Source organism: Deefgea piscis, assembly GCF_013284055.1.
In the GTDB taxonomy this organism is placed as follows: domain Bacteria; phylum Pseudomonadota; class Gammaproteobacteria; order Burkholderiales; family Chitinibacteraceae; genus Deefgea; species Deefgea piscis.
In genome coordinates, this window is the sequence record NZ_CP054143.1 from 3266404 (window position 1) to 3290330 (window position 23927).

Below are 23927 nucleotides of genomic sequence, written 5' to 3' on the forward strand. Positions count from 1 at the left end.
TTAACACGTAAGCTGAGCATCAGCCATTAAACAGGGGTATTTAATCCAGCGCCATGCCATATGATTGCTAGGGCTTAATACCCCAAAGCTTGCAGCACAATCCTTGCGCCAGAACAAACGAGCTAAGCAAATACCCCGATGCTGGCATACACAACTGCCGCTACAATCCACGGCACTATTTTTGTTTTTTGAGGTTCGTCATGACCAGTAATCGCGATTGGGTACACCAAGCCATCCGCACCATTGAAGCTGATTTTAATCGCTCCGCCGACACACATTTAATCCCGATTCATTTGGCCGCCTACCCCAATATTGATTTCTACCTCAAAGACGAATCGAGCCACCCTACCGGCAGCCTAAAACATCGTTTAGCGCGCTCTTTGTTTTTGTATGCGCTCACCAATGGCTGGCTGCATGCCGGTAGCACGGTGATCGAGGCGTCGAGCGGATCGACCGCCGTTTCTGAAGCGTATTTCGCTCGTTTGCTAAAATTGCCGTTTATTGCGGTAATGCCGGCCACCACCAGCCCAGAGAAAATCGCGGCAATTACTTTTTATGGTGGCCGCTGCCACTTAGTGGCCGACCCAACGCAATTGATTGCCGAATCGCAGCGCCTGGCTCACGAAACACAAGGGCATTTTCTCGACCAATTTACCTATGCCGAGCGGGCTACCGATTGGCGCGCGAATAACAATATTGCCGAATCGATTTTTTCGCAGATGAGCTTAGAGCGTCATCCGATTCCACGCTGGATCGTTGCCAGCGCGGGTACTGGCGGCACTAGCGCCACCTTGGGCCGCTTTGTGCGCTATCGCCGTTATGCCACGCAAATTGCTTGCGTTGACCCAGAAAACTCGGTGTTTTTTGATGCTTTTTGCAGTGGCCGCAAAGACCACACCTTGCAGCAAGGCTCTAAAATCGAAGGCATTGGCCGCCCGCGTGTTGAAGCGTCATTTATGCCGCACGTGATTGATACCATGTTTAAAGTGCCCGACCGGATGAGCTTGGCGGCAACACATTGGTTATCGAATTATCTGGGGCGCCGTGTTGGCGGATCGACCGGTTGCAACTGGATCGGCGTGTTAGCGCTGGCCCACCAAATGCAAGCGCGTGGCGAAGCGGGCAGTATTGTCAGCGTGTTGTGCGACAGCGGTGATCGCTACGCGCACTCTTACTACAACCCACAATGGCTGAGTCAACACGGCATCGATATTGAGCAAGAGCTGGCTGAGCTCAGCGCAAAAATCGGGCAAGCGGGCGCACTGAGCGACTTGCAGCGCCAAGACAAAGACTAAATCAGCCGCGTTTTATTCTTAGCCATATAAAAAACGCAGCCATGGCTGCGTTTTTTATATTCATCGCGATATCGCCACTTAGCTTGGCAAACCTGGGGCTTGTTGCATTTGCAACACCAGTTGATCGGCTGGCACGGGCTTACTCAATAAAAAGCCTTGCAAATTTAGATCAAACCCAGCGTAGCGCTGGCGCAAATAATTTAAATCATCCAAATTATCAATGCCTTCGGCCACCATGCGTAAATTGAGCTCTTGGGCAATCCGCACCATGCCATCGATAATACTTTGGCAACGCGGCTCGCGATGAATGTTTTTAATCAAGCTCATATCGAATTTAAGCTCGGTCATCGGCAAATCTTTGATCATATCCATCGTGGTATGGCCAACGCCAAAATCATCAATCGCTAAACCAAACCCGCGCAAACGTAAGCGCAGCAAGGTCGTCATGGTATGCCCGAGATTCGCAAATGCCGAATTTTCAGTAATCTCAAGCACCACCTGCTGTGGCGACAAATGCCGCATCAATAATTGGCTATGTATCCAATCGAGTAGCTCGGCGTCTTCTAATTGATTGCGCGACAAATTAATCGACAAGCGCATCTCAGACGAAAACTTAGCGCGCTGCATCATATCAAAACTGGCTTGTGCCACACGCCGCGTGAGCAACGTTAAATAGCCCTCTTGATCTAGCCGATCAATAAAAGTCCCAGGAGCGAGTAGACCGCGCTGTGGATGCACCCAGCGCGCCAGCGCCTCACATTGCACAATTGCACCGGTTTTTAGACTAAAAATTGGCTGAAAATACGCGGTAAATTGGTTTTGCGCCAAACCGCCAACCATCTCAATCAGCGGCACCACGGCATCACTCACTTGATGATGGGTTTCTAGCTTGCTGGATAGTAATAGCTCCGTCACCAAACGCTGTAATTCTTCGGGCTTAATCGGCTTGACCAGATACGCAATTAACGCGATACCCAGCGCTTTGGCGGCACGTCCACAGTTCTCGAGCAATTCGGGCGCGTAGCCACTGATTAAAATCACCGCAGGAATCTGGGCATGCTTTGCCAAATGCTGCAACAACTCGATACCGTCCATGCCCGGCATATTTAAATCAACCACCACCAGATCAATATTGCCCAGCTTATAAATCAGATTCAGCGCCTGCCGGCCATCGGCGGCCTCAAAAATTTGTAGATTGGATAATTCGCCACAAATAGCACGCATCAACTGACGCTGTACAGCGCTATCATCGACCAGCAATATTTGCTGCATTGGATCCGTCGGTGGCATCAACAAACTCCTTTCTGTCGTTGAAATTTAAGCACATGCCGACCAATAAATCACTACTGCTTTCTTTAAAACAAATACCTTCTGACCAATTGATTACATGAATTACACTTACAAACAAAACAACAGCACCGTAGCCGCACCAAAACCAGCGTACAACGCTAATTAAAATCGACAAATCGTCAACAACCCTTGATCATTGCACTGCAGGTCTGGCAAAGTTAAAGCCGTCCTTTTAAACACCACCGCTGATCGATATCTTGAATTAACGGTCTTTAGCCCCATATTGCAGCAATATCGCTTTAAATTTAGGCTCGCATTTTGTTTGAATCTCCTCGCGCATTTTTAAGTGCCTTACCGCGCTTTGCCCAATCCGCTCACGCCTTTGAAGCTTTAGCCTCGAGCGCTCAATTTCGTGAGCAATTGCTCGAGCACATCGCCAAAGCACAACGACGCATCTACATTGCCGCCTTGTATTTACAAAATGACGCAGCGGGAGATCTGATTTTGTCGGCGCTATACGCCGCCAAAGCGCGGCAACCGCAACTGGAGATCGCCGTTTTTGTCGATTGGCATCGCGCACAGCGCGGCCTGATTGGCGCCAAGGCCGAATCGGGCAACGCCGCTTGGTATCAACAGCGTGCGCAGCAACACCATCTCGAAGTGCCGATTTATGGCGTGCCGGTGCAAAGCCGTGAATTACTTGGCGTGTTGCATCTAAAAGGCTTTGTGATTGACGACAAGGTAATTTATAGCGGCGCCAGCCTGAATAATGTGTATTTACACGTTGGCGATCGCTATCGTTACGATCGCTACCATGTGCTACACAACCCTGCGCTCGCTGAGAGCATGGTGCATTTTTTTCAAACGGCACTACTGAGCCAAACCGCAGTGCATCGACTTGATCGGCCCAACATCCCCAGCACCAAAGCCATTCGCGGCGAAATTCGCCACTTCCGCCAGCACTTAAAAGCAGCGCGCTACTCACTGCAAGGCAGCAGCAATACCGAAACAGGGCTGGCAATCACGCCTTGGGTTGGCGTTGGCCAGCGTAATCCGCTTAATCGTTTGATTTTAAAATTGATCAGTGCCAGCGAGCGCAAAATCGTCATTTGCACGCCGTATTTTAATTTGCCACGCAGCGTCACCAAGGCGCTCAATAGCCTAATCAAAAAAGGCGTGCAAATTGATTTAATCATTGGCGACAAAACGGCGAACGATTTTTACATTCCGCCGAGCGAGCCATTTAAAACCATCGGCGCGCTACCGTATTTATACGAAGCCAATTTGCGCCGCTTTGCCAAAGTGCAGCAAAAAGCCATGCAAGCTGGGCAATTAAATATTTTACTGTGGCACGACATCGGCCATAGCTTTCACCTTAAAGGCATTTGGGTGGACGATGATTATCAATTGCTCACCGGCAATAATCTCAACCCACGGGCGTTTAATTTAGATTTAGAAAACGCACTTTTAATTCACGATCCACAAGGCGAGCTCAGCACCAGCAAAGCGGCCGAGCTGCAACAAATCCGCCAACACACCCGCCGCATCGCGAGTTATACCGAGCTAGAAACCTTGGCGGACTACCCAGAAAAAGTAAAAAAACTCCTCACTCGCCTATCGCGAATCCGAGTCGATCGCTTACTTTCGCGATTTTTGTAAGCAGGTATTGCCCTAGGAACGACACTCATAAACAACCCGCAAGCCATACCCGACAAGCCCAAACGTAGGGTGGAATAAACGAAGTGCATTCCACCAGACACCTCAGAAGAGGTCGCCGAACTATTGCGATCAACAATTTGTGCACGAAGCCGGTGGAATGCGCGTTGCTTATTCCACCCTACAGGACTCGCTTTTTATAAGCAGGTATTGCCCTAGACAAGACACCCTCAAAAAGCTAGCAAGCCATACCCCTACATTTGTTTAAACTGTGCGGCGTGGCTGCGGCTGAGTGGCAAGATGGCAAAATTGTTTTTTAGATAGATTTGCTGGCGGCCCAGTAGGTCTTTTTCGATTTTGGCGATGGCGGGCAAACTCACCAAATAACTGCGGTGAATTTGGGCAAAATACTGCGGATTGAGTTGCGGTAATAAGTCTTTCAGCGACGTGCGAATCAAAAACCGCCCGCTCTCCGTCACCACTTCGGTGTATTTATCGGTCGCCTGAAAATAGCGCACCTCATCCACCGCAATCAGCCGAGTGCTGTCGCCTAGGCTGGCAGTAAGCCATTGCAAATAGCTCGGTAGCGCGGGCGCGATCAGTTCACGACTGAGCTGACTCCAATCAACATTGGGCTTAACCTCGCGCTGCAAGCGCAGCACGCATTGCGCCAACCGCGCTTCGCTCACTGGTTTTAATAAATAATCCACCGCCGATTGCTCAAAAGCAGCTACCGCGTATTCGTCATACGCGGTGACAAAAATCACCCGCGTATCGCGCCAAGTGGCCGCCACTTGCAAGCCATTCAGCCCCGGCATCCGAATATCCAAAAAAGCAAAATCCGGCTGCCATTGGCTCAGTAGCGCCACCGCTTCAACACCATTTTTGGCCTGCGCCACAATCTGTAATTGCGGCCACACCACGGCCAGGCGGCTGGCAAATGCCGCCATCAATAGCGGCTCGTCATCGGCAATCAGGGCGGTAGGCATCGATTTTTACCTTTATATTCATCATTCATGCTTATCGGGCATCAATACAGCACGGCTGGGCGATTGGCCTAATTATTGCGATTGCGCAAAAGGAATCCGCAATTCGGCCACCACACCACAAGGGGTATTGCCAGCGACACTCAGTGTAGCTTGGCTACCATATAAATACATCAGCCTATCGCGTACATTGGCTAAACCGATACCGCTTTTAGTTGGCGTATTCAGATTCAAACCCAAACCACTATCGATCACCCGTAGGCACAATTGCGTGCCGATTTGCTCGGCTTCAATCTCAATCACGCCGCCAGCAATGGCAGGTTCAATGCCATGTTGCAAGGCGTTTTCCACCAAGGGTTGCAATAGTAACGGCGGCAACTGCGCCCCGCGTAAAGTAGCGGGCACGCGAATTTGATAGCTTAAGCGCTCGCCCAAACGGATTTGATTAATCGCCAGCAGCGCGCCCACTAAATCAAGCTCCTCGGCCAAGCTGGTTGCCGATTGCCGAGTGCGCTTGAGGCTGGCGCGCAAATAATCATTCAGATGCTCGAGCATGGTTTGCGCCAAAGCGGGGTCACGCGCAATCAGGCTGTGTAAATTGGCCAGCGTATTAAATAAAAAATGCGGTTCAATTTGCGCTTGCAGCATCGCCAATTGCGCGGCGGTTTGCGCTTGCTGCGCCTCGGCGGCGTGACGGCGCTGCACTTCTAATTCGGCCCGATCACGCTGGGCGCGAAACAACAGCCAAAAAAAGGCACTGGCAAACCCTGAAATCAGTACCGCAATCGCCACCCAGCGCCAAGCTTGGCTGGGCGCATCCAGCAAGATGGCAATCACATTGGACGCGCCGAATGCCGCGGCCAGCGTAAAGCCTGCCAGCAAACCGACCGGCGTACTGATCAACATTCGCCAAGGCCGTGGCCAAGCCTCACCCGTAATGCGATCCATCGCCCAATTACACAGCCAAATACAAAAACCGATGCAGTTGGAAATCACTAGATTATCGATCAGCGCAGTGCGCTCGTCGATCAAGGTCAGTAGCACCGCAATCAGCGCATTCACCAAGAGTAAAATCGGCAAATCCTTTTGGTAGCGGCACGTCATTGTTTGGGGTTGTGGCTGCATCAATCGATCACTCAAAAAAAGTATTTCACCACAGCTTGTAGGCTATGCCGTTGTGGCAACGCGCCGTATTGACTGCCCGGTGCGCCGTTTTGATACTGCCATTGCAACGCCCAATCCATGCGCTCAAAATGGTAACGCGCTTCTAACCAGCTTTGCCAGCTTTGATCAACTAAGTCGCGTCGCAGCATCCAATTCAAATCCAGCGCCTTGAATCCAGCATCGCGCCAGGTAATAAAACTCATGGCCGCCTGTTGCGTAGGCAGGCTTTGCGCATTAAACACCGCACTGCGATACGCCCAATAATCGGCAGGATTAAGCCACAAAGCGCGCCATTGGCTTTGATTGAGTGCTGCGCCATCGTAGTGGTATTCCAAACTCAGCGAGAGATTATTAGCAAAGGTATACGTACCACCAGAGGCCAAGCGCGAATGCCACGCCACTGGCGCAGCGGGCAACAAGGCCGCGCTGCGCCCGCCACTGTATTCGGCGTAGAGGGTTAAAGCGTCACCCGCCAAAATCGACGCATTCATCCCCACCTGTGGCGACTGCCCTTGCTCGCCCAAGAGTAAAAACTGCGGCGCAAAGCCCGGCAATACTTGCACACTACTGGTCAACAAATAGCGGGACACCGGATTACTCGCGCCCCAATCGGGCGAAAACGCCGCGCTTTGCCGCTGATTTGCCAATTTGGGCGCGAACACGGCATTGACTGCACCGCCCTCCCACACCCATTGCCCGCGCAACATACCCACGCCAAGACGGTTTTCGCGCAAACTCGCTGGCGCAATCGACACCACCGAGCGCAAAGCACCGACTTTAAAATAATCGCTTGGGTTGTAGCCCAAGGCGACGCCATTGCGCTGATTAATTCGCCCCAGATCGAGCGCAGCATTGGGCTGCGCCTGCCAGCTGACATACACTTCTTTTAAGGTATTCACCACCTCATACTGCCCATCTTGCCCCAGCCAATCCGCGCGGTTGGCCAGTGTAAAGCGCCATTCGGGATTGATCGCCGTATCGAGCAACACATCCACCGAGGCACGACTAATGCGTATATCGTCCAAAGGCGCACGCTGATTGACATGCCCCAGCATACCCTCAGTAAAAATCTGCCAATCCGATCTCGCCACCGCTGGCTCTAGCGCTTGATCGGCCAAAGCCAGTGCATCGGCATCATCACCCCAGCACACGGGGCTAGCGAGTAGCACGATCAGCACCATCCCCGCCACGCTACATTGCTGTGGCGCCAGCGCTTCGCGGCCCAGCGTCGACTGCATCATGCGAGTGCCACGCCCCATTTGCCAATGCGCCATCATTCGGCCTTAAAGCGGGGCAAAAAATCCCGCTGCAGCCAGCTCTCGGGCACGTCGCGAAAGGCAAAATCACTGCTACGCAGCACCGTCACCCACTGCGGATCGAGCCCATCAATAATCACGGTTTCGGTGGGGCGCGACACGCCAAGCTGCTTTTGAAAGCGGCGGTAATACGCCGTTTTTAATAAATGCTCGCTGCTGGAATAAAACTTGGCTTTCACTGGCTGATTATTATGGCGATCAATCCAGTAATCGATGCGGTGATACGTCACATCCGGTGTTTTGGCATTGAGTTTGAGCAAATACGTATCGCGATTTTGCCGCTCGCCATCGGCAATTGTTTCTTCACCGACCAAGCTGGCGGTGTAATCCACCGCCAAATTCACCGTGACCACGTCGCCATTGGCCGCTTGGCCCAGCAAACGCTGCTGCGGCGAAATGCGAATACTGGCTTTGCTGGATGGATCATATAACCATAAATCATTGCCATTTTTCAGCAGCAATTTACCGGCATCGCGCTGCGGCGCGACAAAGCGAATTAAATTACGAAACTGCCCGCTCTGCGCATCAGCGCGCGCATACACCGCCAAGGTGCTGGTTTGCACTTGCTTGCCGTTGCGATATTCAATCAAAGTGCTGGTGACGCCAAAGGGTTGCTCAGGATTTCGAATCGCGTCGCTAGCACTTAAAATTTGCTGCGCACTCGGTGCCGCGCCCACTGCGGCGCAACAGGCCAGCAACAGACTCGCCCCCCACACTCGGCAGCGCGTTTTAAGAGCGCGCTGGGCCGCGTGATGATCGGTACGCCAAACCGCGGGCTTCGCCCCTAAGCTTTGCTCCATCGCTTTATTCATCTTTGTCGTCCTTGTTTTTCGGGCGGCGAAACAATAAATTCACCCCAACAATAATCAGCACCAAGGGCCACCACAGCGCCCACATTTGGCCAAAGCTGGGTAAAAAGCCAAAGTTATGCGCCAAAAACAACAGCCCGAGCGCAACCAATAACAGCGCAGAAAAATACTTGTGTCGCATCATTCTCTCCTTCTGACATTGACGCATACCGGTTTACCCATGGCGACTTACACATGGCGCAGTGCATCGACAATATTCATTCTGGCAGCACGGCGCGCTGGCCACCAAGCCGAGATGGCCGCCAACACCACCAACATCAATCCAGTGCTAAGCAGCATTCGCGTTTCGCCCCACACCCGCACTGTCAGTGGCACCGGTTCAGTATTGCCCGGCGGCAACCAAGTTAATCCGGCGTGATTGATGCCCCAGGCCAATAACAGCGCCAGCAGCACCCCAAAAATCGCGCCAATCACCCCCAGCAAAGCGCCCTCGCAAACAAACAGGCGCCAAATGCCATTACGCCGCACGCCCATTGCCCGCAGCGTGCCGATTTCCACCGTGCGCTCCATCACCGCCATGCTCATGGTATTGCCAACGGTAAACAGCACAATCGCCCCGATCAGCAGCGAAATAAAACTAAAAATCGCGGTAAACATGCCAGTAATTTGGCCGTAGGATGGATTGAGCGTGGCAAAGTCATACACCGCCAAAGGCTGATCTTTGAGTGTGCTCGTCAATAGCGTATTGATGCGCGCTTGCGCTTTAGCTAAATCAGCGCTGTGTTTAAGCTGCAACACAATCGCCGTCACTTGCGGCGTTTCTTGGCCGTACACCAATTGCTGCGCCTGCGGTAAATGCAGCATCATTGAAATATCATCCAGCTCTTTGACCCCAAAGCCTTGCGCTTTCACCACCGCCAAAGTTGCCACATTGGGCGCGCCGTGCACATTGGCGGCTAACAGCTCAATCTGCGGCCAAGCGCTGGTTTGCTGTTTGGGGTTTTCGGCATGGGCTTGCTGCGACAAGGCGCTAATATCATCGGGTGCCGCCGGGCCAGCATTGACTTTGGCTTGGCTGGCTGGACAATTTTTAAGCTGCAACGGCGCGCATAATTGCAACACCCGCGCTACGCCATGGCCAATCACCACCGCATTGCCCGCCGTGCCGGTTAAGGCCAGCGTTTTGGGCTCGCCGGGAAAATCAAATTCATTCCAACGGCGCATTTGATTTTGATCGCTCACCCATACCCCAGTACCGATCACCGTGCGCGACACGCCAGCGCTAAAGTTGCCGGCAATACCCCCTAGGCTGAGCGTTGGCGTCACCACGGTGAGCAGTGGCTTGAGTTCTGGATCATGGCGTAGCACTTCAATCAAACTGGCGTAGTTTTTGATGCCATACGCCGCTGGATTGCCGCTGCCGTATAAAAAATAATCTTGATGCTGAATCTGCAAATGCCCGGCGCTACGCACAAAATTGGTTTGCAAACCCAAATTGATATTGCCGCTATACCCGCCAAACAACAAAATCGCCACCGCGCCAATCATCATCGCCAATAAGGTGGTTAAAGAGCGGCGGCGATTGCGTAATAGATTTCTCAGCGCTAACGTTGCAACACTCATCATGCCACCGCCATTTTGCGTTCAATCGCCACAATACGACCATCCCGAATCAGCACCGCGTCATCCGCGGCGGCCAAAACTTGTGGGTCATGCGAAGAAAAAATAAACGACACCGCCAACTCGCGCTGCATTTGCCGCATTAGCGCAATAATCGACGCACCAGTATGGCTATCTAAATTGGCCGTTGGCTCATCGGCCAGCACCCATTGCGGCTGCGTCGCCAAAGCGCGCGCAATCGCCACCCTTTGCCGTTGCCCGCCTGAAAGCTGGCCGGGTAAATGCTGGCTTTTTTCGCTTAAACCGACAGCGTCGAGCAGCATTTTTACCCGTTTATGCCGCGCTGGCCGCGCCACTTTAGCCAGCAGCAAAGGGTATTCGATGTTTTCAAACGCCGATAACACCGGCAATAAATTAAAGTTTTGAAACACAAAACCAATATGGCGCAAACGAAAATCGGCCAAGGCCGAATCGCTCAGTTGCTGCACGTTTTCGCCGGCCACCGTAATCTGGCCGCTATCGGGCAAATCAATGCAACCAACTAAATTCAGCAAGGTGGTTTTACCGCTACCTGACGGGCCTGAGAGCACCGTAAACCGCTGCGGCAAAATCTCTAAATTAATATCGGCCAAAGCGGGCACTGCCACACTGTCGAGCTGATAGCGTTTATTCACTTGCTGTAAGGTGACTGGCAACATGGTCGTTCTCAATTAAAGACAGAGATTTACACTGTATGCCGTTTGGGTAGTGCTGCGTAAATTTGCGATAAAACGAAGTTTTGGCGCTTGAAATGCCGAATTTTTGGATTAAATGGCGCGCCCAAAATGACGCGGGGCAGCCAATCGGCCGCAAGCGCCGCCCAATGGGCCATTGCAGCACAAAAAACGCCTCTTTCACCGCGAACTTTGCTCACACAAGGCAGTCAAATCGGCGGATTAATCAGTCAAGCAGTCTAGCGATAGAAAGCCATTTGTAAGCGCGGTAAGCCGAAGGTTAAACCCCTTGCATTTTCTTATACCAACGCTGAGTTTTTCTGGTATCTTCACAGCCCCCTTTGTTTACAAGGGTTTCATGCCAATACCATATATCGGTATGGCACCCATCGTTTGCTCTGCAAGGTATTACCCATGATGGCCCGGACCCACATTGCATTTGCCGCCTTGATGATGGTGGCCTGCAGTGTTGGCATTTTGCAGCGGATGCCGCAAGTGCATGAAGTCGCCCTCGCTGGCGCAGCCGGCCTACTGCCCGATTTGGATCATCCCAAATCGACTTTTGGCCGTATCGTGCCGTATATATCGATACCGATTGCCAAAGTGTTTGGTCATCGCGGCTTTACGCATTCTTTTTTGATGGTCGCGCTGATTATTTGGCTGTTGCTGACCTATCGCGAGCAGCAAAACATCCCGGTTTTGCCCTTGGTCATCGGCTATTTTTCGCACATTATTGGCGACTTACTCACCCCATCGGGCGTGCCATTGCTCTGGCCCATCCGCAAAAAATTCTCTTTGAATATTTTCAAAGCTGACGGCCCAATGGAGCATTTTATTTATCGTGGCTGCTGGATCGGTGTCGGATATTTTTTATGGGTGGCGCTACAAAGACCGGGCGATCTATGGATTCGCCCTGCCCACATGGCAGTCAGCAACTGGTGCGTTGCCGCGCTGGAGCAAAGCGCCACCATGCTGGTACATCTACTGCGCATCATGGCCTAGGGATGAGTTTTAATTGCGCAGCATCGGATAAGTCAGCAAAGTAAAATGCAGCGCATTGAGGCCAAAATGCGCTAGCATCGCCGCCAGCAAACCGCCATAACGATAAGCCACGCCATACGCCACACCGGCGATTGTGGCCAATACCACCCAAAGCCAACCACCCGCCATATGCGCCAAGCCAAACAATAATGCCGCCAAACACACAGCAATCGCCGCGCCATAAGGCCAATGTGCCAGCCAGCGACTTAAATGGCCTTGTATATACGCGCGAAAAAACACTTCTTCGGCCATACACACCAGCAAAAAATTATTTAACAGCCATAGCGCAGTCATCTCTGGCCACTTGGGCTGCCATGCCACAACATGCCAACTGATTGCCAACGGCACCATTACCGCCATGGCCGCAATCAGTGGAACCATCGCCGCGCCCAGTGTTTTCTGGATGCTCATCCGCTGCGCCAACAGCGGAAAAATTAACAACAAACTAAAACCTATCAGCGGCTTATCTAAGTTTAAATACAGCGCAAAGGGTAGCGCATCGGCCGACAAAGCTTGCGGAGCAAATACCATTGGATTGTTAAAGCCAGCAAAGCGATGCAGCATCAAAGCTAACGCCGTACCTACAAAACCCAGATGCGCCAACAGCCGCACAGATCGCCGCTGCGCGCACATCCCCCAGCCCGCTAAAACCAGCAAAGCCATGGGCAATACGGCCCAAGCAGTGATCAATCCGAGCTGCGCCGCCGCACCATAGGCGACGAGCAATATCGGCAGGTAATATCGGGTAGCAAAGCCCAAAATCGCCAGCAAAGACGCCGCAAACAGCGCGGCAAAAGGCAAGAAATGCAGAAGTGTCATTGCAGCCATCAGCAAAAAAGGTGCTGAATTTTACCGCAAGCCCGCCATCAACAACACGCAAGCTTTGAGTTTAATCCGCCGCTACAAGCGCAAAAAAGCCTGCTTGAGTTAACCCAAGCAGGCTCACGATCAGGCAAAGCGATTAAGACAACTGGAAGTTTTTCATTTCCATAGTCAATGATTTTGACAATTCGCCCATGCGCCGCGAAATGCTCGCCGCCCGCTCAACCGCGGTACAGCTGGCGCTGGCCATTTGCGTGACTTGCTCAATATTATTGGCCACTTGATTCGCGGTTTGTGATTGCTCATGTAAAGAGCTGCTAATTTCATCAATCACGCCCATTACATCATTGGCGTCTTGCCGGATTGAGCCAAATGCGCCGCCCGCTTGGCTGGCTAAATCCACCCCTACCGCCACTTTACTCACACCGGTATTCATAAACACCGCCGTCGACTCGGTACCGGATTGAATGCTGCGGATTTTCTCGGTGATTTCTTGCGTGGAAAGTGCCGTGCGCTCGGCCAATTTACGCACCTCATCGGCCACCACCGCAAAGCCCCGCCCTTGCTCACCGGCGCGCGCTGCCTCAATCGCCGCATTAAGCGCCAGCAAATTAGTTTGATCAGCAATATCGCGAATCACTTGCACAATTTGCGAAATCTGCTGCGTTTGCCCAGTCAGCGTGGCGACGCTATTGGATGCATCTTGCACCGAGGTGGCAATCACCCGAATACTATCCACCGTATCGCTAATCACCCGCTCACCGTGATCTAACGCTTGATTAGACGAGCGAGTTCGCTCTGAAGCGCTGTTGGCATTACTCGACACATGGTTAATACTGACCACCATTTGCTCAATTGCCGCGCTCATGCTCGACATCGAATCGGTTTGCCCTTGCACCAAATGCTCGGCTTCGCTGGAGGCCGAACTAATATCCACCGCGCCTTGCTCAATTTCACGCGCTGTCATGGTCACTTGCAACACAATGCGGCTGAGTTTTTGCTGCATCACCGCCATTAAGGCCATAAAGCTATCGCTAGCGGTGCCCTCTGGAATAATTGGATGGGTGAAATCGCCTTCAGACAAATAGCCAATGTGTTTTTTGGCCTCGCTCACCGAGCCACCAATCAGATTAATCAAGCTGCGATACGTGAGCCACAGCATCAACAACGTCACCAACCCTACCGCCAAAAAGCCCACCTCAATCATCAACGCCACAAAAGCCGCATCGGCCACCGCTTGTTGGGTGCGCTGCTCAAATAACTGATAAAAGTCATCAATCGGCTGCATGATTTTGGCTTTATTGCTGTGGTACGTCGCGTCGTGCATCATCGCTCGCGCCTTGGCATAGCCTTCTTCGGCACCCTCACCGGTTTTTTTCACCAAGCCCATGGCTTCAACTTCGGTATTGACCAAACCATCGGAGTTTTTCTTCGCTTCATTGAGCTTGGCAAATTCAGCCTCGGTAAAGCCCAGCGCTTTCATCATGTCCAGCAATGGCACTTTCACCGATGAATCTGGGCGTGGCGCTTTATTATTGGCGGCCACAAAATCCCAATAAATCCGGTTATACGCCTCGGGGCGGGCTTTATCGCCATTGCGAATCGCCAAAATATCCATATATTGCTTTTCATAATTCGGATCGCGGCTCACTACATACGTTCGCGCCAAGCGCGTTAAATCATCGGATGATTGCCGCAACTCATCAGCCAGCAAATACGATTGGTAGCGCAGCTCATTCTCACGATCGACTTTGTTTTGCGCCATCACATAAAAGGCAAACAACAAAGCCAAAGTAATCAAGCCCAACACCGAGCCTAATAAATTCCTTTGAAAAGCCGACATTTTACCCACTCCAAATTGTCATTAACATTACTAACAATAGTGGTTTTGCCTGTGCATACAATAATAATTAACTGACTTAAAACAAAATAAATCAAACACCTAAGTCCAAAACCGCATCACGCCATGCTTTGCTTGGCCTACCAGCGCCAACACCGAGCAAAGCACAAAAATAAGGTGGGCTTATTCTAAGGCCTAAGCCATGCATTTCAAGGCAAAAGCAGCCAGCCCAATCAAGCAGCCAACAATAAATCTACATACTGGGTATTGGCCTCAAGGCTTTAACAATAAACAGCAACAGCGCAATACCCTTGCATAACCCAAGCAAGCTAGGCCAAGCGAGCCGTAAAACACGGCTGCGCCAACCTAAAACGCGGCGCATAAAAAAACCGCCACAAATCAATACGGCGGTTTTTGAGCTCATCGGTATGACCGCGCCAAATAAGGGCGCGGCGGCAACACTTAGGCGAAGCGTTGCTCTAAGTATTGAATAATGCTTTTCGATTCATACAACCATTGCACTTGGTTGTTTTCTTCAATGCGCAAACACGGCACTTGTACCTTGCCACCCATTTTTGCCAATTCGGCTTTATGCTCAGCTTGTTTGGCATTGATGGTTTGAATATTTAAGCCTTGGCGGCGCAAAGTGCGGCGCACCTTGACACAAAATGGGCAAGCCTCGTATTCATACAGCGCCAGTGTTTTGGTTTGCTGATCCAACCATGCTTGATGCTCGGCCGGATGCTGCGCTTTTTTCGGGGCAAAAACGGCATTTAAAATCAAAATCAACCGCCCGACAATCCAGCGTAATGCGTTCATAAATATCTCAAGTGATGTAATTATTTTTAAGCCGGCGATTTTATCCAATCGCCAGCGTTTGGGCTATGGCTTTGTGCAAGCAAGTAAGGCGCGATCAATTCAGAAAAAGTAAGAAATGCAATCCGTAGGGCGTCAATGAGCGCAGCGAATTGCGCCAAACCAAGCGTGAAGCAACCAGCGTGTGCGGTTTAAAACTGGCCTTTTGTGCAATCCACGCAAAAAACGGCGCAATTCGCTCACACTCATTGCACCCTACGATTGCATCGAATCCGGCTTGATGATGGCTTACGAGTAGGGTGTATTCGACGCGCAGCGGCAATACACCAACCCCATTGATGCGGCGTAATGCCTTCGGCGATTACGCCCTACAGCACTAGGTATCTTCATCAAAGCATTAAAATCAAATACTTAAAAAGCAATACCACCGCAGGGTGTGCAAAAGCCTGCAGCGTTTGCGCACCGCGTCGCGATGCAAACCTTCCCAAAGCCTATCCGTGTGCGCCAACCCTAAGCCATGCTGGCGCAAATGATATTGCCGCGTTTAACAGAGCCGGTTTGTAAGTAATATACCCGATATACCCAATAGTCTTACTTACGTTAGATGCACACAATCGTGCTACGACTAAAAAACCGTCTAGGGAATTAAACACATGCAAGATTGGGTCAACCTGATTAACAGTTACGTTTGGAGCCCGGCATTGATTTATCTCTGCCTTGGCGTGGGCGTGTATTTTTCAATCCGCACGCGATTTATGCAGTTGCGACTCATCCGCGATATGTTCAGCTTGCTATTTGATGGTAAAGCCTCAAGCGAAGGCGTGTCATCGTTTCAAGCTTTATCGATGACACTCTCCGGCCGCGTCGGCATTGGTAATATCGCCGGGGTGGCAACCGCCATTGCCTTTGGTGGCCCGGGTGCGATGTTTTGGATGTGGATGATGGCCTTTTTGGGCGCCAGCACCTCGTATGTAGAATGCACCTTGGGGCAAATTTACAAACAACGCATCGACGGCCAATTCCGTGGTGGCCCCGCCTACTATATCGAGCACGGCCTAAAAATGCGCTGGTACGCCATTGCCTTTGCCTTGGCCACCATCTTGGGCTGCGGTCTTTTGCTGCCCGGCATGCAGGCCAACGGCATCGCCAGTGGACTGAGTAACGGCTTTGGCATTCCACCGGAAACCACCGCCTTTGGGGTGGTACTGGTGTTGGCAACCATCATTTTTGGCGGCGTAAAACGCATCGCCCGCGTGGCTGAAGTGGTGGTGCCTTTTATGGCCTTGGGTTACATCCTGATGGCGCTGGTCATCATTGCGCTCAATATTCACCTATTGCCCGAAGTCATCACGCTAATCGTAAGCTCAGCATTGAGTTTCCATGCTGGCTTTGGCGCCATGATTGGCTTGGCCATTATGTGGGGCGTGAAGCGCGGCGTGTATTCCAATGAAGCCGGTCAAGGCTCTGGCCCCCACGCGGCAGCGGCGGCAGAAGTTTCTCACCCCGCCAAACAAGGGATTGTGCAAGCGTTTGCGGTGTACATCGACACCTTGATCGTGTGCTCGGCCACGGCGTTTATGATTTTGATCACCGGCAAATTCAATGTGGTTGATCCAAACAAAGAAGGCGGATTTTTGTTTAACGGTCTACCGGATATCGCCGCTGGCACGGGCTATACGCAATCGGCAGTGGAAAGCGTTTTTCCGGGCTTTGGCGCGATGTTTGTCGGTGTGGCACTGCTGTTTTTTGCCTTCACCACCATTATTGCCTACTACTACATCGCCGAAAGCAATGTGACCTACCTACTGCAAAAGCGCCGTGGTAGCGGCACCGCGCTGTTCTTGCTCAAATGTATGCTGCTCACCACCGTGGTTTACGGCGCGGTACGCACCTCTGATTTGGCTTGGGGCTTAGGCGACATTGGCGTAGGCATGATGGCGTGGCTCAATATTATTGCCATTTTGCTATTACAAAAACCGGCCCTAATTGCACTCAAAGACTACGAAGCACAAAAAGCGCAAGGGCTAGATCCAACGTTTGATCCAGTTAAACTCGGCATTGCCGATGCTGACTTCTGGGTGACCAGTGAAACGGCGCAACCGGCAGAAGCCGATAAGCGCAAATAATCACCGGATTGTTTAAGCCCAACCCAGCCCACCGTCATGACTGATCGGTGGGCTTTTTACTGCTTGCAACCCTGCCCCCCGCAGCCAGTGCCAAACCGACGTAAAAAACCGCCAACATCAATCTGGCGGTTTGTTCATCGCGGTAAACGTTGATGTTGTAGGGTGGAATAAACGCAGTGCATTCCACCTTGAGCATCACGAAACGGTGGAATGCGCGTTGCTTATTCCACCCTACTTCTTCGGGGTATTGCCATCAAACGAATATATTACAAAGCCTTGATGGCAATACATCTTTATATCGTCTTAATCGTGGGTCTGGGGCTTGTGATCCCGTCCAAGCGCACCGAGTGAGGAGCGAGACGAACAGTTTTATCGTTTGGCTCGCGACAATCGAGGGCATCGGGGACCGATGCGCGCTCGGGGCTGCTTTGGGTTGTTAGGGGGTTTGCAGATGGCGGGGTCCCCGCAAAGTTGCAAACTTTGTGGGGTGCGAGGCAAATCCCCTAACCTGCCCGCGCGGCGGAACGCGCACCAAAACCACGCGGCGCAGCCGCATAAAACAAAACCGCCAGCATCAATCTGGCGGTTTATTCATCGCGGTAAACGTTGGGCTGCGCAAGCTTAGCCAACCAAAATATCTTCAATGGCTATACTGGCCTCTTGCAGGAGGAATAACACCTAACACTCTCCAGAACATTGGATGGACATAAAGCATAGAAGACGATTTATATTGACCATCAGATACCACATCACCAACATTATACGACCAAAAAACTCGATCATAACCTTGGGGTTTAATTCCAATTAATGAAACCTTGTAAAGTATTTTCAAAATTGAGGCTAGTATGTTATTCAAGCTTTTCTTACCATCTAACCAATCTTGACAAGATTTATAAACCCCATCATTACCACCTAAATCTGCCCAACTATCAACCAATAAACTTTCCAAATCTGCTTGCAATATATCAGAAAACTTAAAGCTATAATTTCGACCATTTAGTATTTGAGCATAGGAACTCAAATTGGGAAAATCAGAATACCATTCATCAGCTAGTGAATTTAATCGACCACGGGAATACTTAGCTTCAGCATCTTGTACCATGGACGGAGGAACCGATGCTTTACCTTCACAAAGCTCTAAACATTCATTAGTAAATGCAATAATATCACGTGGACGATAAAGGGTTCGCTCTGCCATATAGTCAAATGACTTAACTTTCCTAATTTCACTCGGAAAGACATCATCAAATAAAACATCTCTCTTTGTATATTGCTCACGAACCAAATAAGAAACTCTGGAGTCAACTAGTTTTTTAAGCTGCGCTGATTTCCACCTAACCCTCAAAAACATTGCATCATATTTCTCTTCCTGAAAACCTGAATCACGCGTTTTTTCAAAGACACGCAACAATAAATCCTCGCGTATAGATATTACTATTTTTACAGATTTTATTTTCTGAAAAACGCGGACCGTCTCAATTAAAGCTCTAATTACTTTATACCTTAATCGCTCATCAACCCAATTTTCGTCAAGCCTATCAATAGTAATAAAATAACGTTTTTGATGATCATTAAAAACATCATCAGAAAGTAAAGCAATCACCTCCATCAACTCACGTATCTGCACTTGATTAACAACTTTCTGTGCTTTATGTACTACTTCGGCCTTCATCTCATCAGACATTTTCCTTGCGGCATCTGCCCCAAATTTAACTCCGCCGAATTCACTGCCCAACGATGACTTTAAATCAGCTTCCAGCTTCGTAGTAAATTCTTTAATCCGATATTCTGTTTCTTGCCAAAACTCACTCCCCCACTGCTGCAAATACATCATCCCTCTTTCTTTTTTCTTATCTTTTTTGAATATACCACCCAGAAAATTCAAAAAATTATCATTGCCATATTGAGAAATTTTGAAATGCTTTTTTAAAAGCTCAACAGTAAAAACATGTTTCCATAACAATTGATAGAATACATCTAAGTTAACCCCGGCACTCTCAAAAAACTTAATAACATCTGAGTTTGAAATATAGTTCAGAGCTAAACTCTCTGGCATCAGTTCAATAACATGTGGTTCAATTTCTTTTAGGTAGCTCAGCAGAGCACTTTTTCCAGCACCAGTTCGACCAACGACAATTCGCTTAGGATTTTGACAGTCTTGCAATACTTCTAAGTCACCATTATCAACAAAACAATTAACAAGAAATTTAGAATCAGATTCTGCATCAGCAGCACCAATCGAACTATTTCTTTTAAATATGTAATCTGTTTTCATAAAAAAAGGTGGGCTACGCCACCTCTCCTGTAAAAATTAATCAATCCCAGCTCAACGCCCCACCCGTCTGATATTCCGTCACCCGAGTTTCAAAGAAGTTTTTCTCTTTCTTCAAATCAATCATTTCACTCATCCATGGGAATGGATTGGTGACGCCGGGGAATAATTCATTGAGGCCGATTTGTTGCATGCGGCGGTTGGCGATAAAGCGCAGGTATTCTTTAAATTGCGCAGCATTTAGGCCCAATACACCGCGGGGCATGGTGTCTTCGGCGTAGGCGTATTCGAGCTCAACCGCGCGTTGGAATAGACCGACCAATTCAGCTTTAAAGCTTTCGGTCCATAATTCGGGATTTTCCATTTTAATGGTATTGATTAAATCGATACCAAAATTGCAATGCATGGATTCATCGCGCAGGATGTATTGATATTGCTCGGCGGCGCCGGTCATTTTGTTTTGACGGCCAAGCGCCAAGATTTGCACAAAGCCCACGTAGAAGAACAAGCCTTCCATAATGCAGGCAAATACAATAATCGAGCGCAATAATTGCTGGTCGGTTTCTAATGTGCCGGTTTTGAATTCTGGATTGGTCAATACATTAATAAATGGGATTAAAAAATCGTCTTTATTTTTGATTGAGGCCACTTCGTTATAGGCATTAAATACTTCGCCTTCGTCCAAACCCAAAGATTCCACAATGTATTGATATGCGTGCGTATGAATGGCTTCGTCAAACGCTTGGCGCAGCAAAAATTGGCGGCATTCTGGACTGGTGATTTGGCGATACGTACCGAGCACGATGTTGTTGGCGGCCAAGCTGTCGGCAGTAACAAAAAAGCCGAGGTTACGCTTAACCAGACGCATTTCGTCTTCCGACAGTTGGCCGGTTTTCCATTGCTCGATGTCGCGCTGCATGTTGACTTCTTGCGGCATCCAGTGGTTTGCGCATTGCGCGAGGTATTTTTCCCACGCCCATTTGTGCTTGAATGGCACCAATTGGTTGACGTCGGTGGTGCCATTGATTACGCGTTTGTCGTCGGCGCTAATGCGTTTAGTCGTCGCAGCTGGGGTAGCGGCGGGCGTTGCACGAGGGCTGGCGATCACTTCGTCATCAAAATTAATCATTGCTTTTCCTTTATTGACTCAGGCCGCGATTGAGCGGCTGTATTGCGATATTGCTAAAATTGCTCACACCATGGCGGGCTTGCAGATCAAAAAAATCTCGGGCGTGATCATTACTCAAATTCACGCTCGAGTCATAATTCATATTCAGGTGAACGTCGCCCAAATACACCACTTCACCGGCTTTCACTTGAAACGGCAGATTCAGCGGCACGGTCACGTATTGGTACATGTTCATCAAATTCATACTGTCTCGCCGCCATTGACCATCGGCCGCAACGACGCGATATTGGCCAGGCAGCAAAGGCACGACAAACAACCTGCCCGTTGCATTGGGGGTATCGCCCGGCGCACGAATAAAATCAGTGACTAGCCGTGTATACAGGTTGATATTACCACTAGGGCCTTGCAGCGTTAAATTGGCGCTGGCGGTGTCGTTATTAAACGATTGCGCCGTGAGGCCAATAATCGCTAAGCCTTGCCCGGCCGCTGGCGTGAGCTGGCCATTAACCACCGGCAACTGCAGATTGGCGCAGGCGCTCAGTAGCAGCACCAGCACGATACTGAATATTGATTTGAACGATTTAAACGATTTGAACATGGCCGTCTCCTTACTGCGCGAGGCGCAAAGGTTCGATCAAAATATTGCGCGTGTCGGTCACGCCATCGCGCTGTTTTAAATCATAAAAATCACGCTCTGCGGTGTTGCTCAAGCGCAGTGTGGAAGCAAAATTGAGCGCCACATTGACATTACCCAAATACACCACTTGCCCAGCCACTACGCGAAAATCCGTATTGAGTGGCAAAGTCACATAACGCGCTTCGCCCGAATGCACGCCAACCACAATAAAGCTGCCGCGCACTTGGCTGGTGCGATATTCACCCGCTGGCAGGGTTAGCGCAAACAGTTTACCGGCGGGGTTTTCCTCGCTACCGGGCGCTTGAATCATATCGGTGCCCAGCCGAGTAATGAGCTGCTGCGGCGCGGGGCCGGCGATATCAAGGCTCAGCGACGCGCCCATTAAATAATTGGCTTGCCCGGTTAACGACAGCAGCACCATCCCCTGCCCTGCGGGTGGATTTAACCGCCCGTCTTGCAATGGCAATGGGCTGGCGCAAGCGGTGAATAAGACACAAACAAATAGAGCAAATAGACGGCGCATGGCTTAACTCCTTTGGGGTCGCAGTGTGATGGCGAGCGATCAATCCGTGAGCGCATCGCGATATCAATCAGTAAAGCATACGCTACGTAGAATTAGCCGCAGACCGCAGTGCGCTTATAACGCCGCCGAACAGCAAAACATCAACCAACCGCCGCATCGGCAATGGCCAACACTTTTTGCTGCCAAGCGGCTTTTTGCTCGGCGCTGAGCCAGCTGGCTTCAAAGCTATTTAAAATCAATTGCACGATTTCAGCTTTGTTTAAATCCAGCGCGGCGCGGCAAGCGAGCAAATTGGTGTTGAGATAACCGCCAAAATAAGCAGGGTCATCCGAATTGACCATCGCGCACAAACCGGCATTCAGTAGTGTACGTAGATTATGCGCCGCTAAATCATCCACCACACACAGCTTTAAATTCGACAAGGGGCAAACGGTGAGCGGCACGCGATCAGCGGCCAAACGCGCCACCAAAGCGGCGTCTTCCGTGCAGCGCACGCCATGGTCAATCCGCGTTGATTTGAGTAAATCCAGCGCTTCCCAAATATACGCAGCCGGGCCTTCTTCGCCAGCATGCGCCACCGCAGGCAAACCGAGCTCAGCGCAACGGGCAAACAGCGCAGCAAATTTACTTGGCGGATGACCCAATTCGCTCGAATCCAAACCCACCCCGTCGATTTGCGACAAATACGGCAGCGCTTGTTCTAGCGTGGCAAAGCCGTCGGCTTCGCTTAGATGGCGCAAAAAGCACAAAATCAATTTGGACGTCATGCCAAATTGCGTTAAGGCATCGGCCAAAGCGCGGCGAATTCCCGCCAGCGGCACAGCAAAAGCAATACCGCGCGCAGTATGCGTTTGCGGATCATAAAAGATCTCGGTGTGCACGATATTGTCAGCATGAGCGCGCAGCACATACGCCCAAGTCAGATCGTAAAAATCTTGCTCAGTGATCAACACCGACGCCCCGGCGTAATACAAATCCAAAAACGATTGCAAACTATCAAACTGATACGCCGCCCGCACCGCATCCACATCAGCATACGGCAGCGCCACGCCGTTTTTTTGTGCCAAGGCAAACATCATCTCCGGCTCAAGCGAGCCCTCGATATGTAAATGCAGTTCGGTTTTTGGCAACGCCATAATCAATTGGTCGAGCGGGTGTTGGTTCACAATCATTCCTATTTATTCTCAATTCGGGATCGCCGATATTTAAATGCACTCATCAATCCATTTAAATATCGACACCGCAAAAGCGGCGCCGAGGGTATATTGCTCAATGCTAATTCTAAAGACACCTACAAACAGATACCCACCAATTAAGGTCCGCGAGCTGGTGGGTACGCGGTCTAACGACCCAACCCACCCTACGCTTTGAAACCAGCGCGGGCAAAATATGCTCGCGCAACAAAGGCGCCAGTTTAGCTGATTCGAGCTGATTTAAATCGAACCAGCAAACCTCTGCAATTTCGGCACTGGCTTGGGCTGGTCCAGTAAGTGCAGCGCAATACACTTCTGCCTGCACTGTAAACCCCGCCTCATTGGCCGCTGGCGCACTAAAGCGCCCAAACCAGCGAGACTCAACAACATCGACACCTAATTCTTCTTGAATTTCACGCTGCAAGGTCTTGAGCGGCGCTTCATTTTCATCGGGCTTGCCACCGGGCAGCATCCAATACGCCGACCCTTGTTTACGCACCAGCAATACACGGTCTTGCTGCACACAAAGCAAAGTCACCACCCGAATAAGCGACAGCGTTTCAGTCATTCATTACACCTTTCAAAACAGAGTTCGGGATGACCGATATTTAAATGCACTGATCAATCCATTTAAATATCGGCACCGCAAAGCGGCGCCGAGGGTATACAACTAGAAGTC

Annotated in this window: 22 protein-coding genes; 4 read left to right on the top strand and 18 right to left on the bottom strand. The window is 50.5% G+C overall.

Annotated elements, in window-relative coordinates:
- Window positions 1-200: 200 nt before the first annotated feature.
- Window positions 201-1295 carry a PLP-dependent cysteine synthase family protein gene (locus HQN60_RS15150; RefSeq protein ID WP_173534454.1) on the top strand — a complete coding sequence of 365 codons (1095 nt, stop codon included), beginning with the start codon at window positions 201-203 and terminating at the stop codon, window positions 1293-1295.
- A 78-nt stretch (window positions 1296-1373) separates the two neighbouring features.
- Here HQN60_RS15150 and HQN60_RS15155 read toward each other — a convergent pair whose 3' ends face one another.
- Window positions 1374-2585, bottom strand: coding sequence for an EAL domain-containing response regulator (locus HQN60_RS15155; RefSeq protein WP_173534455.1), 1212 nt, complete (start codon window positions 2583-2585; stop codon window positions 1374-1376).
- A 318-nt stretch (window positions 2586-2903) separates the two neighbouring features.
- Between HQN60_RS15155 and pssA the strand changes: the two genes are divergently transcribed.
- Entirely contained in the window at window positions 2904-4244 is a 1341-nt protein-coding gene (gene pssA, locus HQN60_RS15160; protein WP_217390158.1) for a CDP-diacylglycerol--serine O-phosphatidyltransferase, read from the top strand.
- A 251-nt stretch (window positions 4245-4495) separates the two neighbouring features.
- On the opposite strand, the gene HQN60_RS15165 is transcribed toward pssA, so the two are convergent.
- The 8 genes from HQN60_RS15165 to HQN60_RS15200 form a co-directional block, all read right to left on the bottom strand.
- Window positions 4496-5230, bottom strand: a complete 735-nt coding sequence (locus HQN60_RS15165; protein WP_173534456.1) for a LytR/AlgR family response regulator transcription factor — start codon at window positions 5228-5230, stop codon at window positions 4496-4498.
- Window positions 5231-5302: 72 nt separating this feature from the next.
- Window positions 5303-6352, bottom strand: coding sequence for a sensor histidine kinase (locus HQN60_RS15170; RefSeq protein ID WP_173534457.1), 1050 nt, complete (start codon window positions 6350-6352; stop codon window positions 5303-5305).
- A gap of 11 nt (window positions 6353-6363) precedes the next feature.
- Entirely contained in the window at window positions 6364-7668 is a 1305-nt protein-coding gene (locus HQN60_RS15175) for a hypothetical protein (RefSeq protein WP_173534458.1), read from the bottom strand.
- Complete coding sequence (locus HQN60_RS15180) at window positions 7665-8519, bottom strand: outer membrane lipoprotein-sorting protein (RefSeq protein WP_254456642.1); 855 nt, start codon at window positions 8517-8519, stop codon at window positions 7665-7667. The genes HQN60_RS15175 and HQN60_RS15180 overlap by 4 nt, the downstream gene beginning before the upstream one ends.
- On the bottom strand, window positions 8512-8700 hold the full coding sequence (locus HQN60_RS15185; protein WP_217390160.1) for a LiaF transmembrane domain-containing protein: 189 nt from the start codon (window positions 8698-8700) through the stop codon (window positions 8512-8514). The genes HQN60_RS15180 and HQN60_RS15185 overlap by 8 nt, the downstream gene beginning before the upstream one ends.
- A 44-nt stretch (window positions 8701-8744) precedes the next feature.
- Window positions 8745-10142, bottom strand: coding sequence for an ABC transporter permease (locus tag HQN60_RS15190; RefSeq protein WP_254456643.1), 1398 nt, complete (start codon window positions 10140-10142; stop codon window positions 8745-8747).
- Window positions 10139-10834 carry an ABC transporter ATP-binding protein gene (locus tag HQN60_RS15195; RefSeq protein WP_173534459.1) on the bottom strand — a complete coding sequence of 232 codons (696 nt, stop codon included), beginning with the start codon at window positions 10832-10834 and terminating at the stop codon, window positions 10139-10141. Before HQN60_RS15195 ends, HQN60_RS15190 begins: the two co-directional genes overlap by 4 nt.
- A 26-nt stretch (window positions 10835-10860) precedes the next feature.
- Window positions 10861-11049 (bottom strand): hypothetical protein, encoded by a 189-nt coding sequence (locus HQN60_RS15200; RefSeq protein ID WP_173534460.1) that lies wholly within the window; start codon window positions 11047-11049, stop codon window positions 10861-10863.
- 214 nt (window positions 11050-11263) lie between these two features.
- On the opposite strand from HQN60_RS15200, the gene HQN60_RS15205 reads away from it, so the two are divergent.
- Window positions 11264-11851, top strand: a complete 588-nt coding sequence (locus HQN60_RS15205; protein WP_173534461.1) for a metal-dependent hydrolase — start codon at window positions 11264-11266, stop codon at window positions 11849-11851.
- A 9-nt stretch (window positions 11852-11860) separates the two neighbouring features.
- On the opposite strand, the gene HQN60_RS15210 is transcribed toward HQN60_RS15205, so the two are convergent.
- The 3 genes from HQN60_RS15210 to HQN60_RS15220 all read right to left on the bottom strand — a co-directional run bounded on the left by HQN60_RS15210 (window position 11861) and on the right by HQN60_RS15220 (window position 15371).
- Window positions 11861-12709, bottom strand: coding sequence for a CPBP family intramembrane glutamic endopeptidase (locus tag HQN60_RS15210; protein WP_217390162.1), 849 nt, complete (start codon window positions 12707-12709; stop codon window positions 11861-11863).
- Window positions 12710-12851: 142 nt separating this feature from the next.
- Window positions 12852-14555, bottom strand: a complete 1704-nt coding sequence (locus HQN60_RS15215; protein WP_217390164.1) for a methyl-accepting chemotaxis protein — start codon at window positions 14553-14555, stop codon at window positions 12852-12854.
- Window positions 14556-15014: 459 nt separating this feature from the next.
- Window positions 15015-15371: a glutathione S-transferase N-terminal domain-containing protein gene (locus HQN60_RS15220; protein WP_173534462.1), complete on the bottom strand. Its 357-nt coding sequence runs from the start codon at window positions 15369-15371 to the stop codon at window positions 15015-15017.
- A 650-nt stretch (window positions 15372-16021) separates the two neighbouring features.
- On the opposite strand from HQN60_RS15220, the gene HQN60_RS15225 reads away from it, so the two are divergent.
- Window positions 16022-17494: an alanine/glycine:cation symporter family protein gene (locus tag HQN60_RS15225; RefSeq protein ID WP_173534463.1), complete on the top strand. Its 1473-nt coding sequence runs from the start codon at window positions 16022-16024 to the stop codon at window positions 17492-17494.
- A gap of 640 nt (window positions 17495-18134) precedes the next feature.
- On the opposite strand, the gene HQN60_RS15230 is transcribed toward HQN60_RS15225, so the two are convergent.
- The 6 genes from HQN60_RS15230 to HQN60_RS15255 all read right to left on the bottom strand — a co-directional run bounded on the left by HQN60_RS15230 (window position 18135) and on the right by HQN60_RS15255 (window position 23816).
- Complete coding sequence (locus HQN60_RS15230) at window positions 18135-19769, bottom strand: P-loop ATPase, Sll1717 family (protein WP_173534464.1); 1635 nt, start codon at window positions 19767-19769, stop codon at window positions 18135-18137.
- A gap of 40 nt (window positions 19770-19809) precedes the next feature.
- The gene (locus HQN60_RS15235) at window positions 19810-20895 is read right to left on the bottom strand and encodes a ribonucleotide-diphosphate reductase subunit beta (RefSeq protein WP_173534465.1); all 1086 of its coding nucleotides are present in this window, start codon (window positions 20893-20895) and stop codon (window positions 19810-19812) included.
- A 10-nt stretch (window positions 20896-20905) separates the two neighbouring features.
- Complete coding sequence (locus HQN60_RS15240; RefSeq protein ID WP_173534466.1) at window positions 20906-21493, bottom strand: hypothetical protein; 588 nt, start codon at window positions 21491-21493, stop codon at window positions 20906-20908.
- 10 nt (window positions 21494-21503) lie between these two features.
- Entirely contained in the window at window positions 21504-22055 is a 552-nt protein-coding gene (locus tag HQN60_RS15245; protein WP_173534467.1) for a hypothetical protein, read from the bottom strand.
- A gap of 140 nt (window positions 22056-22195) precedes the next feature.
- Window positions 22196-23191 carry an adenosine deaminase gene (locus tag HQN60_RS15250; protein ID WP_254456725.1) on the bottom strand — a complete coding sequence of 332 codons (996 nt, stop codon included), beginning with the start codon at window positions 23189-23191 and terminating at the stop codon, window positions 22196-22198.
- A 145-nt stretch (window positions 23192-23336) separates the two neighbouring features.
- The gene (locus HQN60_RS15255) at window positions 23337-23816 is read right to left on the bottom strand and encodes an NUDIX hydrolase (protein WP_173534469.1); all 480 of its coding nucleotides are present in this window, start codon (window positions 23814-23816) and stop codon (window positions 23337-23339) included.
- Between the last annotated feature and the right edge of the window lie 111 nt (window positions 23817-23927).

Excerpts from the sequence above, each read along its gene's own strand:
- HQN60_RS15230 (WP_173534464.1), bottom strand. The coding sequence starts at position 19,769 with ATGAAAACAGATTACATATTTAAAAGAAATAGTTCGATTGGTGCTGCT.
- HQN60_RS15165 (WP_173534456.1), bottom strand. The coding sequence starts at position 5,230 with ATGCCTACCGCCCTGATTGCCGATGACGAGCCGCTATTGATGGCGGCA.
- HQN60_RS15155 (WP_173534455.1), bottom strand. The coding sequence starts at position 2,585 with ATGCCACCGACGGATCCAATGCAGCAAATATTGCTGGTCGATGATAGC.
- HQN60_RS15175 (WP_173534458.1), bottom strand. The coding sequence starts at position 7,668 with ATGATGGCGCATTGGCAAATGGGGCGTGGCACTCGCATGATGCAGTCG.
- HQN60_RS15240 (WP_173534466.1), bottom strand. The coding sequence starts at position 21,493 with ATGTTCAAATCGTTTAAATCGTTCAAATCAATATTCAGTATCGTGCTG.
- HQN60_RS15220 (WP_173534462.1), bottom strand. The coding sequence starts at position 15,371 with ATGAACGCATTACGCTGGATTGTCGGGCGGTTGATTTTGATTTTAAAT.
- HQN60_RS15255 (WP_173534469.1), bottom strand. The coding sequence starts at position 23,816 with ATGACTGAAACGCTGTCGCTTATTCGGGTGGTGACTTTGCTTTGTGTG.
- HQN60_RS15170 (WP_173534457.1), bottom strand. The coding sequence starts at position 6,352 with ATGCAGCCACAACCCCAAACAATGACGTGCCGCTACCAAAAGGATTTG.
- HQN60_RS15195 (WP_173534459.1), bottom strand. The coding sequence starts at position 10,834 with ATGTTGCCAGTCACCTTACAGCAAGTGAATAAACGCTATCAGCTCGAC.
- HQN60_RS15210 (WP_217390162.1), bottom strand. The coding sequence starts at position 12,709 with ATGACACTTCTGCATTTCTTGCCTTTTGCCGCGCTGTTTGCGGCGTCT.
- HQN60_RS15215 (WP_217390164.1), bottom strand. The coding sequence starts at position 14,555 with ATGTCGGCTTTTCAAAGGAATTTATTAGGCTCGGTGTTGGGCTTGATT.
- HQN60_RS15235 (WP_173534465.1), bottom strand. The coding sequence starts at position 20,895 with ATGATTAATTTTGATGACGAAGTGATCGCCAGCCCTCGTGCAACGCCC.
- HQN60_RS15250 (WP_254456725.1), bottom strand. The coding sequence starts at position 23,191 with ATGGCGTTGCCAAAAACCGAACTGCATTTACATATCGAGGGCTCGCTT.
- HQN60_RS15225 (WP_173534463.1), top strand. The coding sequence starts at position 16,022 with ATGCAAGATTGGGTCAACCTGATTAACAGTTACGTTTGGAGCCCGGCA.
- HQN60_RS15150 (WP_173534454.1), top strand. The coding sequence starts at position 201 with ATGACCAGTAATCGCGATTGGGTACACCAAGCCATCCGCACCATTGAA.
- HQN60_RS15205 (WP_173534461.1), top strand. The coding sequence starts at position 11,264 with ATGATGGCCCGGACCCACATTGCATTTGCCGCCTTGATGATGGTGGCC.
- HQN60_RS15245 (WP_173534467.1), bottom strand. The coding sequence starts at position 22,055 with ATGCGCCGTCTATTTGCTCTATTTGTTTGTGTCTTATTCACCGCTTGC.
- HQN60_RS15190 (WP_254456643.1), bottom strand. The coding sequence starts at position 10,142 with ATGATGAGTGTTGCAACGTTAGCGCTGAGAAATCTATTACGCAATCGC.
- HQN60_RS15180 (WP_254456642.1), bottom strand. The coding sequence starts at position 8,519 with ATGAATAAAGCGATGGAGCAAAGCTTAGGGGCGAAGCCCGCGGTTTGG.
- HQN60_RS15185 (WP_217390160.1), bottom strand. The coding sequence starts at position 8,700 with ATGATGCGACACAAGTATTTTTCTGCGCTGTTATTGGTTGCGCTCGGG.